This window comes from Coleofasciculus chthonoplastes PCC 7420 (assembly GCF_000155555.1).
In the GTDB taxonomy this organism is placed as follows: Bacteria; Cyanobacteriota; Cyanobacteriia; order Cyanobacteriales; family Coleofasciculaceae; genus Coleofasciculus; species Coleofasciculus chthonoplastes_A.
The window spans coordinates 427263-441198 of sequence record NZ_DS989841.1; the positions used below are offsets into that span (position 1 = coordinate 427263).

Sequence of the window (13936 nt, forward strand, 5' to 3'; positions counted from 1 at the left end):
GATCCATAAAATAGTTAACTTCACAGCAGAACACCCGAAAATCCAGATCCCCGGCTTCTTCAAGAAGTTGGGGATCTTAATATCTTAATTGCCGAGAAAGGTTTACACCGTAGCGTCTTCAGGCTTATGAGCAATCCAGTACTTGCTCATAAAGTGGTTTTGAGTTGTAATTGCCTCAAAACCCGCCTGAGTGAGGCGTTTGACTAAATCATCGGTAATATAGTGTCTGTAGTACGGTTCGTGGAACATAGCAGGGAAGTTTTCCATCATGGGCATGAATTGAGGAAAATCAATCGCCTGAATTGAGTCACAGATGACAAACACCCCTCCCGGTTGAATCACACGGAAGCATTGCTCAATGATGCGCTGACGGATAGACGGTGGTAGTTCGTGAAACAGAAACACGCAAGTGATACCGTGGAAATAATTATCCCGATACGGCAGTTCCTCCGCCTTCGCCTGCATCAGTTGGGGTAATTCTCCCGGAATCTGGGATAAGAGTTGATTGGCTTTACGCAAATAAGTTGGGGATAAATCTGTGCCAAATAGAGACGCTTTTGGCAAACTTGCCCGAATCATCTTCAAAGTCCGACCTGTTCCACAGGCGACATCGAGAACTCTAATTTGTTGAGGAGGCACTGCATCAAAGGCTTTGAGTCCTTCCTTTAACGGTGCAAGTACGCGCCGTCGCATCGGATCAGCCGCACCATTGAACAGAAGTTCGACCTGCAAATCATACAGGTTGGCTGAGGTATCACTCAAGTAGCCATCGGTTTGGTAATGGAAGTTGCGCCGATAGTAGTTCGGATAATTTTGTATATCAATATCTGGCGAGAACTCCTGATATTTATTCTGATTGACCCTCTCCCAGATATTCAGTAAATCCAGGCAAATCCCTGGATAGTAGCGCCAGAAGTCTTCCCAAGGGTTATCAAACAGCAGGCTTTCCGGATAAACGCCAAGCTGTGCATCCTGCCAATCAGTTTCCAGAATCTGCTCTAACCTTTGCCGAAGTAGTTGCAGGATGTCTGGAGAGAGGGGTTTGGTTCTAAGCTGATTGATTGGGGGATTAATCAGATTCCGTAGTTGTGATGCTGTGTTTTTGTGTGCCAGCGCAAAAGCCGCTTTTCCTTGCTGGAATGTTTGATATGCCAGTTTTGTGAAAATATCAGACATGAGTGGTTAAGCTGGTTGTTACCTAATCGTCGTTTGTAAAGTATTGTAACTAAAAATTTAGAAAAGTTTTTTCCGGCTTCCCCGGCTTCCCTTACTTGCAGCATTGAAGAGAGATACAGGCAGAAAAAAGCCACCCTGTCAGGATGGCTTTTTTTGTCATTTTGTGCTAGCGGTTGAGACTAGACATCATAGTAGAGGGAAAACTCATAGGGATGAGGACGCAACCGCATCGGGTTGATCTCATTGTCGAGTTTGTAAGCAATCCAGTTGTCGATAAAGTCTTCGGTGAATACACCTGTACTGGTTAAGAAGGTATGATCCTGCTCCAAATGCTCTAAAGCAGCTTCCAGAGAACCAGGAGTTGATGGGATTTTGCTCAATTCCTCTGGCGAGAGGTCATAGATATCCACATCCAACGGTTCGCCCGGATCAATTTCATTCTTAATCCCATCCAAACCTGCACACAACATCGCCGCAAAAGCAATATAGGGATTACACGTCGCATCAGGACAACGGAATTCCATCCGCTTCGCCTTAGGATTGTCACCAGACAAGGGAATCCGGATGGAGGCGGAACGGTTTCCTTGGGAGTAAGCCAAGTTCACAGGCGCTTCAAACCCTGGCACCAAGCGCTTGTAGGAGTTGGTGGTTGGGTTGGTTAAAGCTAACAAAGCCGGCGCATGTCTGAGTAAACCGCCGATGTAATGCAACGCCATCTTACTCAACCCAGCGTAGCCATCGCCAAAGAACAGGGGTTTCCCATTCTTCCAGATGGACTGGTGAGTGTGCATCCCAGAACCATTGTCGTTAAATATTGGCTTGGGCATAAAGGTGGCAGTTTTGCCATACTTCTTGGCGACATTTTTAACCACATATTTGTACACCATCAAGAAGTCACCGGCTTCCACGATTGGTGCAAAACGGACACCGAGTTCGTTCTGTCCCCCAGAGGCAACTTCGTGGTGATGCTTTTCAATTGGCACACCACATTGAGCCATGGTGAGCAGCATTTCGGTACGCATGTCTTGCATCGTATCCGTAGGTGAGACGGGGAAATATCCTTCTTTGTAGCGCGGTTTATATCCCAGGTTACCGCCAGCTTCTTCCCGTCCAGAATTCCAACGCCCTTCCACGCTATCTACGTAGTAGAACCCTTTGCTCTCTGTTTGATCAAAGCGAACATCCTCGAAGATAAAGAACTCAGCTTCTGGACCAAAAAAGGTAATATCGCCAATTCCGGTGGACTTCAAAAAGTCCAGTGCTTTCTGGGCAATGGTGCGGGGATCACGGCTGTACCATTCACCCGTGCGGGGTTCTTTAATCGAGCAGATCATGCTCAAGGTTTTTTCTTTCATGAATGGGTCGATCCAAGCCGTTTTCGGATCGGGAACCATTGACATGTCCGATTCGTTAATGGCTTTCCAACCGCGAATACTTGACCCGTCGAAGGCTACCCCATCTTCAAAAGCACTTTCGTCTATTTGATCGTAGTAAAACGAGCAGTGCTGCCAGATCCCTGGCATATCAATGAATTTGAGGTCAATAATCTTAATGTCTTGATCTTGAATCATTTTCAAGACTTCTTGTGGCGTTTCTGGCATGAATGACTCCTTTTGTCAAGTGGGCTATTGTTTAGAAAAGTTCAAATAAATAACGGTGGGGCAGTTGAAGTTCTCACCGACCTCGACAGACGGTGGTGTCTGTCCTAAACCTGACGCTTAGGACGACGGGGGAACTTAGGAATCAAGTGTCGCACAAACCAACTAGACATGAGATAAGGAAACGATACGGTTGATAACAGCAGGAGATGGAAACACGGGTAGACCCGATCAGCTTGTCTCCTGCGTGTGAGAAACGAAACAAGATACAGTTTAGTTTGGTGCGAGCTTTCTCCCTAAGCCGGGGAGCCGTTATCGTACCATCTCAGGTTTACCTCAACAACCTGATTGGGCTTGAAACCTGTCTCCTGTTCATCTGACTCATCCTAGGGAGAGGCAGAGGCAGCTTTTGTATCCAAAGTTACAGAATCTCATTTCCTGATCCTTGATATCCTAAGAAAAAGATTAAATTGTATTAAATATTACAAAATGCTAAGGATTGCCCGTCCCCTATTTGTCAATCCGCTCAACAATGACGTATTCTATTCTAGATAAGCCAAGTTGCTTTGGGAGCAATATTTGGGCAGTCCAGCTTATGTGATCAAGAATGGTGCAGGAATTCTCATTCCAGAGACTTTTGATGAGAGCGTCGCAATAACTGGCAATATAAATAGATAAAGATATATAGATTGGGAGAGCCGACTCATGCGGGATGCGATTACAAGCCTGATTAGAAACTACGATATTAGCGGTCGTTACCTTGATCGCGATGCGATCGATTTACTCAAATCTTACTTTGACAGTGGTACAGCCCGAATCATGGCAGCAGCAGTGATTAATGCCAATGCCGCCTCAATTGTCAAGCAGGCAGGATCGCAACTCTTTGAAGACGTCCCGGAACTGATTCGTCCGGGTGGTAATGCTTACACGACTCGTCGCTATGCTGCTTGTCTGCGGGATATGGACTATTATCTCCGCTATGCCAGTTATGCACTGGTTGCCGGGAGTATGGATGTCCTGGACGAACGAGTCTTGCAAGGTTTGCGGGAAACCTACAATTCGTTGGGGGTTCCCATCGCTCCGACTGTTCGCGGTATTCAAATTATGAAAGATATCCTGAAAGAACAAGTCGCCGCCACTGGAGTTGCTAATACGGCATTTGTGGATCAGCCATTTGACTACATGACTCGTGAATTGAGCGAACGCGATATTTAACCCATTTTTCGCACCCAAAGGGTAACATTGAGGTTTTTGAACAAACAGATGATTAGGGACGTGTTTAATGTCCCTTCTTGGTATTCACAATTACTAGCACTGCTGGACAAACTCTAACAATACTTAATGTAACTATCTTTGGGTGCAGTTTTTAATCGTTGTCTAAGATGAATGATTTAATGTGTATATTCCCAGACCAATCAACCCTAGGGCGATAACCTGTCTGATGCCAAACGGTTCTCCCCAAATTAAATGAGCCAAAAAAGCCACCGCCACATAACTAATCGAAACGCTGGGAAAAGCCACAGAAACAGGGATTTCTCTAAGGGCAAAGATATAGAATAGAGAAGCACAGAAATAAGACGATAATCCAACGAGAATGTAGGGTTGAAGAAAGAAAAGCTTACTACCAATACCCTGCATAGCGCCAGCTTTAAGGCTTAGTTGCCCACCGATACCAATCATAATCGAAATAATTAAAGCGAAATAGGCATTCATGAAAAAATTCTCCAATGAGCGTAGAACTATCTTAATCTAAAAGTCAAATAAATAAGCCTTTGTTGCTCAACAGATTTAGGATTAAGCCGCGTGACATTTATCTGAATTGACCTGAGCCATCTTGAGTGATATCCTGACTTATCCCGAGCTAATCCGTGCTTTATTCCTGACTTTTCCCCATTGAATCTGCCAAAATTTAAACAGAAACTTGCAGATGTCCACTAAAAAACCAATGGGGGTTGAGAGCGTGAGTGAGAGTAGACCTACGGCATCTGGGTTGATTCATGGATGCGGTGACATCTGTAAAAACCATAGCTTTACAGAAACCCGCGCAAAAATGTTACATAAAGTACAATAAATCAACCGCTAGCATAGTGAAATAGAATAGGTCGATTATAGGTTATGAGTAAACGCGATAATCCGCTAGTATTGATTTTAGCTTTAGCCGCTACCTTGGGTCTGATTGGAGGTGGTCTGTGGGTGTTGAGGAAGGCGGCACCTGATCTAGTTCCTAATCTGTCAAGTCAGACTCAAACCAAAGCCGCCAAAGGTGAACTGAGGATTCTGGGAGATACATTCAGCGGCTATAGCACATTTCGCAGTCAGCCGTTTCAAGAAGCATTAGAAGAGGTTGGGCTGAAACTGCGCTATCAAGATGAGTTTGATCAAGCTAAACGGGCTGAATTATTGAATCAGGGAAAAGCCGATTTATTAGTCACGACATTAGATCAGTTCCTGCAACAACAACCCGAAGGACAAATTATTGGCTTGATTGACCGCACGGTAGGCGCTGATGCCGTTGTGCTGAATACGAAGAAATATCCAAACCTTAAGTCACTCTTAGATCTTAAGGGATTAGTTGAGCAAGAGCGATCGCAAGGACGACAGTTAACCCTCACCTTTGCCGGCGATACCCCCAGTGAGTACCTGGCGCTGGTGTTGAGTACCAAGTTTGAGGCGTTTAAGCTAGCTGATTTTCAAGTCGAAAAAGTCGCTGATGCGTCTGAGGCGTGGCAACTTTTACAAGATCCCAATCAGAATGTGGCGGTGGCGGTGATTTGGGAACCCTATGTCACCCAAGCCAAAAAACAAGGGCATACTGTCGTTTTATCGAGTCAGGATGCACCCCAAGCGATTGTGGATGTGATTGTGGCATCCAATCGCTTGATTGAGTCTCAACCTGAGAAAATTTCAGAATTACTGGAAGCCTACTATCGCCGGATTGATGTAAATGTTCGCGAACCCTCCCAATTAAAAACGCAAATCGCAGAAGATGGGGAATTATCTTCTAGTGAAGCTAGTGCCGTTTTACAGGGAATTGACTTTTTTACTGCCTCTGAAGCCCAGCAATGGATGAGTGATAATATCCTAGAAAAACGGATTGGTTCCACCGCCGCCGTATTAGTTTTAGCCGGTCGATTAAATGATGTTCCGCAAGCCCCCCAGAGCTTATTTTCACCTCAGTTTCTTACCAAAGCCGCAACTAATACCGAAACCTTAATTAGCTTAGTGCGTGCCGATAACCCAGAATTGGCAGACCGACTATCGGGCAAGGGAGAAACCGTTGCTGCTGTGCCGCAAGTCTCCGCCCAACAGATTACCGCCGCCCCGGATATTGGCAACTTAGAAGTGCGAGGCGAAGTTAAATTTGGTGTCGGTTCAGCAACATTAACCAGTCAAGGGCAACAAACCCTGAATCAGTTAACCAATGAAATTCAGGAGTTTAATCCCCAAACTTTAGCCGTGCGGGTGATTGGTCATACCTCGAAAACAGGAGCAGCAACGCTTAACCAAACCTTAAGTCAACAACGCGCCCAAGTTGTGGTGAACTATCTCAAAAATCGTGGTCTTAAGCATAACTTTGTCGCAGAAGGCAAAGGCTTTAATCAACCCCTGTCAGGCATTCCTCCAACTGATCCCCGTCAACAGCGTACAGAAATACGCTTAGTTCGGGTTAACTAAGAACGTTTTGAGTGTGTAGGCGTGGGTTTCACTACTATCCTTTATTCGTTTACCCAAATGTCACTAAACCTGCCCCGACCAAGTGTTCAATTTTGAGTTTTAACCTATGAAAATCCGAACTATTGTTACCTGGTTTACCTTATTTTTTGTCAGTTTAACGATTGCGGTTAGCTGTACTCCTGCTACTGATGTCTCTACCTCTGAATCCCCTTCAACAACAGCCGTTCAGATGGGATTCAGTGCGTGGCCCGGTTGGTTTCCCTGGCAAATCGCTGAGGAAGAACAACTCTTTGCCGCCAATGATGTGAAAGTGGATTTGAAGTGGTTTGATGGCTATCTGGATTCAATTAATGCCCTAGCCGCAGGTCAGTTAGATGCCAATACCCAAACCTTGAATGACACGATTAGCTCTGTGGCGGCTGGCTCAGATCAAGTCATTGTTTTGGTCAATGATAATTCAACCGGAAATGACAAAATTATTGTTCGTGAGGAAATTAATGACATAAAGGATTTGCAAGGAAAAACGGTTGCTGTAGAAGCGGGTACAGTTGATCATTTTCTTTTACTTTTAGGATTAGAAAAAGCTGGATTATCTCCAGATGATGTGGAAATCAAACCCTTAGAAACGGGGGCAGCCTCTGCCGCCTTTGTTGCCGGACAGGTGGATGCTGTAGGTGTATTTGCGCCGTTTACAACCAAGGCATTAGAACGTCCAGGGAGTAAAGAGTTGTTTAGTTCCAAGGACTTTCCCGGTGCAATTCCTGATCATCTTGTTGTGAGTCGGCAAATGCTTGAGGAACGCCCGGAAGCGGTGCAAGCTTTGGTCAATACGTGGTTTGATACGCTGGATTTCATGAATGAAAATTCGGACAAGTCTTTGCAAATTTTAGCCAAACGAGCAGGAGTTACCGTTGATGAATATAAGGACTATGATGCTGGAACGACTATTTTTAGTATCGAGGATAATTTAGCCGCGTTTGAACCGGGAGATGACATGACATCGCTGCCTTATGCGGCTCAAGAAATTAGTACATTTTTAGTCGAGAATGGTTTAATTGAACAAGCCCCAGATTTGGATAAACTCTTAGATGATCGCTTTGTCAAAGCCTATGCGGAAAAGCAGAAAACCTAAATTTATTCAGGGCTGATTCGCTCTCGTACACAATAGGAATTGTCGTTATTCATTGTGAATGTTTATCCACAAGAACCAGTTGTGTATCGACCTAAGACGATGATGTAGATAATCACAGCCAATCGTTTCTGGTAAACCCTAATGACTCGAACTCCTGAAAATTTGTGTACAAGAGAGGTACAATCTTCTCCTCAAACACTGAAACCCACCCTATTTTGGCGCATTGCCGAAGATATTCCCAAATCCTTGACCTGGACATTGATGGTGTTGTCTATCGGTATTCCGTTTGGGTTATGGTGGCTAGTTTCTCATTCGGGGTGGGTTGAGCCTCTGTTTTTACCGACACCAGAGAATGTTTGGCAAGCGATTGTGTCACTTTGGACAAGTGGCGATTTGCCCCAGGATATTGTAGCAAGTGTATTTCGGGTTCTCTGTGGTTTTCTCCTCGCCGCGTTGATATCGATTCCATTGGGAACTTTCATGGGAACCTTTGCCAGTATTCGGGCGCTAATGGAACCGATTATTGGAATTGTGCGGTATATGCCTGCGCCAGCATTTATTCCGTTACTCATTTTATACTTTGGTGTTGGCGAAACCCCGAAAATTTTGCTGATTTTTATCGGCACTTTATTTTTTAATACACTGATGATCATGGATTCGGTGAAGTTTGTCCCCAAGGAGTTAATTGAAACATCTTATACGTTAGGGGGAAAACGCCATCAAGTTTTACTAAATGTTATTTTCCCCTTTATTCTGCCCAGCATCATTGATGCTTGTCGGGTCAACATTGCCGCCTCTTGGAATTTAGTGATTGTGGCAGAATTAGTGGCAGCAACTGAAGGCTTGGGACGTCGGATTAGTGTGGCGCAGCGGTTTCTGAGAACCGATCAAATTTTTGCTGGACTCATTGTGATTGGATTAATTGGTCTAAGCTTCGATTTATTATTTAGATTGTTGCTGCGAGTATCATGTAAATGGACTATAGATTGATGATTAAATATAAAGGACAAATGACTAATGACCCAACTAACTGTTTCTCAACTTTATAAACAATTCTCCACTCGTAAGGATGTCACAGTTGCCCTTAAAGATATCAATATGCACATTGAAACGGGTGAATTTGTGAGTGTAGTTGGTGCATCGGGTTCTGGTAAATCGACGTTATTACGTCTAATTGCTGGATTGGATCAAGCAACGGCTGGTGAAATCTGCGTGGATGGTGTGCGAGTGACTGGACCTGGTTCAGATCGAGGGATGGTGTTTCAAAGTTATACTCTCTACCCCTGGATGACGGTAGCTAATAATGTGGGATTTGGTTTAAAGTTACAGGGATTATCCGCAGCACAACGACGGCAGCACGTATCCTATTATTTAGAGGTTGTGGGATTATCAAAGTTTGCTAAAGCACTACCCAAAGAACTATCCGGGGGAATGAAACAACGAGTCGCGATCGCGCGGGCGTTAGCCTGTCAACCGAAAGTCTTACTCCTGGATGAACCCTTTGGCGCGTTAGATGTGCAAACCCGCGAAGCCATGCAGCAATTCCTGCTGCAATTATGGCAACGAACGGGTACAACGATTTTGATGATTACCCATGATGTAGGGGAAGCGGTGTTTCTCTCCCAACGCATCTATGTGCTGACGACGCAACCGGGTACAATTCAAGGGGAATTGAGAATTGATTTACCGCGCGATCGCGTAACTAATAATTCTGATGGACGTAGGCTGAAAATTAAGCGTTTGTCGGCGTTTCAAAACTACACCGATCAGATTATTGAGTTACTCACCGATCAACCAGAAGCTGCACTTTTGCGGAGCTGATTGAGCGTTAATAGTTAGCTGAAAGACTTTCCACGTTCCCCAATTTTAATCTAACCAATCATCAATGGGATTGGCTTTAAAATGAATCGGTGCTTTACTCGTGTTAACCGTTGGCGGAGCCTTTTTTCCTGGCTTCCGTTGGGTTGGCGATTTGGATAAACCTGGAGATGGTGCATGACGGGCTGACGGTGGTGAGGCTGAGTATTTTGACTTACGACCCATTTTTCTGCCGTTAGCCGCCGATTTATAACGCAAACATTCATGGGCTTCATTCAGTTCTTGTAACTTGTACTGGGCTTTCTGTTGTAGACGGGGATGACCCACAAAACGGTCAGGGTGCCATACCCACGTCATGTCTAGATACCCTTGGTGGACTTCCTCGGGTGAGGCACTAGGGTCTAGGTCTAAGACTCGGTAGTATCGTTCTACGTCTAACATCTACAACCATCCTCACGACTGACAGCAATATCTTGATATTGATAAAAATAGTAATTCAAGTTCTCTGTTGTTGTGGCTGAAACCATGCAAAAAAATACATCAGTTTAGGAAAGATATAATTTGTAAGTTTTTGTTAACGTAAGTTAACAAAATTAAATCCTCCTGTTTACTCAATTGTTGAGAGTTTGAGCGTTTTTATAGCGATATATGTCATATCAGCTCAAGTTACTCATTCTTAAGTTGAACGACCCTAACTAATCTAGAGGAGGGGTAAAAAATAGGTAATTAGACGGAGATCAAGTAGTATATTTCCTCAGAGCGTGTTGAAAAAGGTGTCTGCACAGAGGAAGGGCGGGTTGAGACATCGCTATAATGCTTTGAACTTTCGCCCACAACCCATACCTGCCCTTACCCTACTTTCTCAGGTGCTTTTGACACACCGTCTAGTCGTTTAAGTTCAGAAAACATGCAGTTAGCAGCACGAGTTGGTCAAGTCTCTCCCTCTCTCACTCTAGCGATTTCCGCGAAAGCTAAGGCAATGAAAGCCGATGGCTTGGATGTGTGTAGTTTCAGCGCAGGGGAACCCGATTTTGATACCCCGGCTCATATTAAGGCGGCGGCGAAACAAGCCCTAGATCAGGGGAAAACCAAATATGGACCCGCCGCTGGGGAACCGAAATTACGGCAAGCGATCGCGAATAAACTGCGCCAAGATAATGGGTTAGAGTACCAGCCGGAGAATATCATTGTCACCAATGGCGGTAAACATTCCCTGTTTGGTTTGATGCAAGCGCTGATTGAACCGGGGGATGACGTGATTATTCCCGCCCCCTATTGGCTTTCCTATCCGGAAATGGTCAAACTGGCAGGGGGTACACCAATCATTGTGCAAACGGATGCGTCAACGGGGTATAAAATCACCTCAGAGCAACTCCAGGCGGCGATTACGCCCCAAACCAAGCTATTTATCCTCAATTCCCCCTCGAACCCTACAGGGATGGTATATACCCCAGAGGAACTCAAAGCCCTCGCCCAAGTGATTGTGGAACGGGATATTCTAGTCGTCTCGGATGAAATTTATGAAAAGATTCTTTACGATGGCGCTCAACATTTGAGTATTGGTGCTATTGGATCAGATATCTTTCAGCGCACGATTACCAGTAATGGGTTTGCCAAAGCCTACTCGATGACAGGTTGGCGTGTGGGGTATTTAGCGGGTGCTGTGGATTTAATTAAGGCAGTTACCACGATTCAAAGCCACAGTACCTCTAATGTTTGTACCTTTGCTCAGTATGGCGCGATCGCAGCCCTGGAAAATCCCCAAGACTGTGTAGAAGAAATGCGCCTTGCCTTTGCTAAACGCCGACAAGTCATATACGAACGCCTGAATAATATTTCGGGAATTCGTTGTTCTCAACCCAATGGGGCGTTCTACGTCTTTGCCGATATTAGCAAAACTGGACTCCAATCCCTGGAGTTTTGTAATCGCCTTTTAGAGGCTGAGAAAGTCGCGACAGTTCCCGGTATTGCCTTTGGTGTCGATAACTGTATCCGTCTGTCCTATGCTACTGATATGCCATCCATTGAAAAGGGTATGGATCGATTGGAGAAATTTGTTCGCCAGTTAAGTTAAGCGTTGGGTTCTAGGGGCAGTCAGGGCGGGTTTTGAATAAACGTTGTCATCAACAGCGAAACGACAATCCCTAAACCCGCCCCTATAAATTAGGTTCTCTGAACGAAGCCAAGGGTCAAAATTATGTCCAACTAGCGAAGCGAAGGATAAACAATCAACACTTACAACTGTGACTTAAAAATTAGGAGATAACACCGATGACCTATAAAAGAATATTAGTCGCCCTTGACCATTCTGCTCAAACTGAGGGAATCTTTACCCAAGCCCTCGATCTAGCCAAACAAGAAAAGGCAGCATTGATGCTCTTTCATTGTCTGCTTGTAGAAAACCAAGGTGTAGGTTTTTATGGAGATATGTTTGGTAGAGAATTGGTTGACTTCTCCCGTCGTATGCAAGAAAAAATGAGAAAGGAAACGGATGAAACTCAGAAATGGCTAGCTGGCTATTGCCAGAAGGCAACAGATGAAGGTGTGGCAACAGAATGGACGTGTAAAATTGGAGATGCTGGGAGTGCAATTCGAGATTTGGTAAAAAGTTGGGATGCTGATTTAGTAGTTATTGGTCGTCGAGGTCGTCGGGGTTTAACTGAAGTGCTTTTAGGCAGTGTCAGTAATCATGTGCTTCACCATGTTCCTTGTTCTGTTTTAGTGGTGCAAGGGGTTGCGAATGAAACGTCGGCAACCTAATTGGTCTTATGTCATTGGTAAGCCTTTGATCTGTCTAAGTCTTTGATATCATCGAGTTTGGACAAAAATTTAACGTTAATCAGCGTCTATGAACGATAAACTTAGGCTGAGAAGTTGGGTTAATTTCAAGAAACAGATTCTCAGTTTAACCCAGAGAGTAAAATTAGCAGGGAATCACGGTGAGACAACTAAGACGTTGATGCCAGGGAGAAGATTGAGGTGGCAATCTTTAGTCAGTTTTATCAGTGGTTTGTTAATCGTGATGGCATTGGGATGGTACAATCCGCCAGCATCAGCGCAACGAATTAGTCAAGCCAAAATAGTAGAAATTTTAGGGGGAAATCAAGCGTATATCCAAAACAAACCCGCCAAAGTTAATGCGGTGGCTACATTGGGACAAACAGTGAGTACCAAACAAGCACGGGTAAATTTGCTCTTTAATAACAATGCGGGGGTGCGACTTGGACAAAATTCGGCACTCACGGTGGGGAGTCGCTGTGTGCGGCTACGAAGTGGTAGAAGTGTCGTTTCGGGGGCGCAAGGATGTGTCGGTTCGATTACCGCTGTGACGCGGGGAACTGTTTATTTGATGGAATTAGATGATAATGAACAAGCACAAGTGAAGGTTTTACAGGGCGAAGTCGCATTGAGCGAACGGTATAATTTGTGGAACCCCCAACCCGTTTTGTTACGTCAAGGTCAAGGGATTAATATTAGTCCGGAGGGGGTGTTAGGGACGGTAATAGACCTGTCAAAAGACGAAATTGAAAAAATTGTTACGGGGGCTTTGTTTGAAGGCTTTGATATTGAAATTCCGGGAATTGATAAACTAGAAGAAGTTTTGAATGAGCAGTTTCCGCAAATAGAGATTCCCGATGTATTAAGAGACAATGTGCCGTCAATTCCCAATCCTTTTTAAGCGGTGGAGTTAGGGCGATGAATCACTGGTGGCAATGGCTGGAAAAACAACGACGAAAACGCATTCGACGACGCCGTCGGAGTCATTCCCAACCGTTTTGGCGTCCAGAACGAATTGGTTTGATGCTAATGGCATTCTGGACGATTGTTGGTGCTGGAGTAACGATTTGGCAGGGAACACTTATACAGCTAGCTGAACGGCAAAGCCAAAAGTGGTTCATTGAATTACGTGGACCCGTTGTACCGCCTGATGATATTGTAATTTTAGCGATTGATGATCAATCGTTGACGGCATCAGAACGCTACAGCAATCCCGTTGATCCGAATAAAGCCTTGGTTGTGGAGTTGCTAACACCACCGTTTCCCTGGAAGCGAACCGCTTATGCTGAGGTGCTTGAACGTTTAATGGCGGCGGGTGCTAAGTCAGTATCCTTTGATTTACTGTTTGATCTTCCCAGTGGGTATGGTGCTGAGGATGATCAGCCGTTTAAACAAGCATTAACTCAATATAGCGATCGCGTCGTGCTAGCGGCTGTCTACGAAGATACCATTGATCCCCAAGGGTTTACCACCTTTGAGTTGTATAAGCCGTTACCAGAAATTTATCCAGATTCGGTGCAACTGGGTTTAGTCAACTTTTTACCCCCAGAGGTGGATGGGAATGTGTATCGGCTGGGGAATGAATACAGCCGGGAAATTCTGCAACCGTTGGGATTAGAAAGGATTCCTTCATTTGCTAAAGCGACGTTAGACGTGGCAAATGTTAGCTATCCACCCCCAAAAGGGAGTCAGGTTTTCTTCTACGGAACCCCAACTCAGAATCAAGGTGTTTTTACTACCATTCCCTTTTGGCAGGTAT

The 13936-nt window shown here is 44.9% G+C and carries 13 protein-coding genes; 9 read left to right on the top strand and 4 right to left on the bottom strand.

Annotated features, from left to right (window positions below):
- Positions 1-102: 102 nt before the first annotated feature.
- Positions 103-1176 (bottom strand): class I SAM-dependent methyltransferase, encoded by a 1074-nt coding sequence (locus MC7420_RS01785; RefSeq protein WP_006097914.1) that lies wholly within the window; start codon positions 1174-1176, stop codon positions 103-105.
- A gap of 179 nt (positions 1177-1355) precedes the next feature.
- Positions 1356-2777: a type I glutamate--ammonia ligase gene (gene glnA / locus MC7420_RS01790; RefSeq protein WP_006097809.1), complete on the bottom strand. Its 1422-nt coding sequence runs from the start codon at positions 2775-2777 to the stop codon at positions 1356-1358.
- Between the two features lie 702 nt (positions 2778-3479).
- Between glnA and apcB the strand changes: the two genes are divergently transcribed.
- Complete coding sequence (apcB, locus tag MC7420_RS01795) at positions 3480-3989, top strand: allophycocyanin subunit beta (protein WP_006097777.1); 510 nt, start codon at positions 3480-3482, stop codon at positions 3987-3989.
- 162 nt (positions 3990-4151) lie between these two features.
- Here the strand turns inward: apcB and MC7420_RS01800 are convergent, their stop codons facing one another.
- A complete protein-coding gene (locus MC7420_RS01800) occupies positions 4152-4523 on the bottom strand; it encodes an EamA family transporter (RefSeq protein WP_315897212.1) in 372 nt (123 codons plus the stop codon).
- A gap of 366 nt (positions 4524-4889) precedes the next feature.
- Between MC7420_RS01800 and MC7420_RS01805 the strand changes: the two genes are divergently transcribed.
- The 4 genes from MC7420_RS01805 (at position 4890) to MC7420_RS01820 (ending at position 9402) form a co-directional block, all read left to right on the top strand.
- Positions 4890-6449 (top strand): OmpA family protein, encoded by a 1560-nt coding sequence (locus tag MC7420_RS01805; RefSeq protein WP_044204285.1) that lies wholly within the window; start codon positions 4890-4892, stop codon positions 6447-6449.
- 106 nt (positions 6450-6555) lie between these two features.
- Positions 6556-7581: an ABC transporter substrate-binding protein gene (locus tag MC7420_RS01810; RefSeq protein ID WP_006098223.1), complete on the top strand. Its 1026-nt coding sequence runs from the start codon at positions 6556-6558 to the stop codon at positions 7579-7581.
- Positions 7582-7722: 141 nt separating this feature from the next.
- Positions 7723-8571, top strand: a complete 849-nt coding sequence (locus MC7420_RS01815) for an ABC transporter permease (RefSeq protein ID WP_006098006.1) — start codon at positions 7723-7725, stop codon at positions 8569-8571.
- A 27-nt stretch (positions 8572-8598) separates the two neighbouring features.
- A complete protein-coding gene (locus MC7420_RS01820) occupies positions 8599-9402 on the top strand; it encodes an ABC transporter ATP-binding protein (RefSeq protein ID WP_006097904.1) in 804 nt (267 codons plus the stop codon).
- Between the two features lie 45 nt (positions 9403-9447).
- On the opposite strand, the gene MC7420_RS01825 is transcribed toward MC7420_RS01820, so the two are convergent.
- A complete protein-coding gene (locus tag MC7420_RS01825) occupies positions 9448-9840 on the bottom strand; it encodes a J domain-containing protein (RefSeq protein ID WP_006097815.1) in 393 nt (130 codons plus the stop codon).
- 466 nt (positions 9841-10306) lie between these two features.
- On the opposite strand from MC7420_RS01825, the gene MC7420_RS01830 reads away from it, so the two are divergent.
- From MC7420_RS01830 to MC7420_RS01845, 4 genes are all read left to right on the top strand, one after another.
- Entirely contained in the window at positions 10307-11473 is a 1167-nt protein-coding gene (locus MC7420_RS01830) for a pyridoxal phosphate-dependent aminotransferase (RefSeq protein WP_006097863.1), read from the top strand.
- A gap of 197 nt (positions 11474-11670) precedes the next feature.
- Positions 11671-12159 (top strand): universal stress protein, encoded by a 489-nt coding sequence (locus MC7420_RS01835; protein WP_006098149.1) that lies wholly within the window; start codon positions 11671-11673, stop codon positions 12157-12159.
- Between the two features lie 88 nt (positions 12160-12247).
- Positions 12248-13078, top strand: a complete 831-nt coding sequence (locus MC7420_RS01840; protein WP_006098086.1) for a hypothetical protein — start codon at positions 12248-12250, stop codon at positions 13076-13078.
- A gap of 17 nt (positions 13079-13095) precedes the next feature.
- Positions 13096-13936: CHASE2 domain-containing protein (locus tag MC7420_RS01845; RefSeq protein ID WP_044204292.1), on the top strand; the 841-nt coding region annotated here is incomplete at its 3' end.